1 protein-coding gene is annotated in these 306 nt (G+C 59.5%); it reads left to right on the top strand.

Annotated elements, in window-relative coordinates:
* Positions 1-103: 103 nt before the first annotated feature.
* A complete protein-coding gene (locus tag P0G09_RS18120) occupies positions 104-292 on the top strand; it encodes a hypothetical protein (RefSeq protein ID WP_275253365.1) in 189 nt (62 codons plus the stop codon).
* Positions 293-306: the final 14 nt, after the last annotated feature.

Raw genomic sequence — 306 nt, 5'->3', positions numbered from 1 at the left:
CTACAACGTGCGTGGCATCATCATAATTGCACTGGCTCTTGCCACGGCGGGCTTTGGCTGGATGGCGGCCTGCGGCGTTTCCAAGAGGTAATCGTGCAGGCAGATGGGCCAGCTGGCCGACCTTGCCAACAGCATGGACGGCGGCAAGGGCCTGCCGGTGGAGATGCTGGCCGACCTGACCCACCAGAAGACGAAAAAAACGCTCAAGCGGCTGAAAAAAAGCATCCGTAAGGGCTGGCTGAATGCATGGCTGGATGAGAAAACGGAGACTGTGTACCTGACGGCGCGGTAATCCTCCGCCGTCAG

The organism is Faecalibacterium sp. DFI.5.82, from assembly GCF_029076575.1.
In the GTDB taxonomy this organism is placed as follows: Bacteria; Bacillota; Clostridia; order Oscillospirales; family Ruminococcaceae; genus Faecalibacterium; species Faecalibacterium duncaniae.
Note: the sequence above shows the minus strand (reverse complement) of the source record. Positions and strands in the feature narration are given on the sequence as shown.

Excerpts from the sequence above, each read along its gene's own strand:
- P0G09_RS18120 (WP_275253365.1), top strand. The coding sequence starts at position 104 with ATGGGCCAGCTGGCCGACCTTGCCAACAGCATGGACGGCGGCAAGGGC.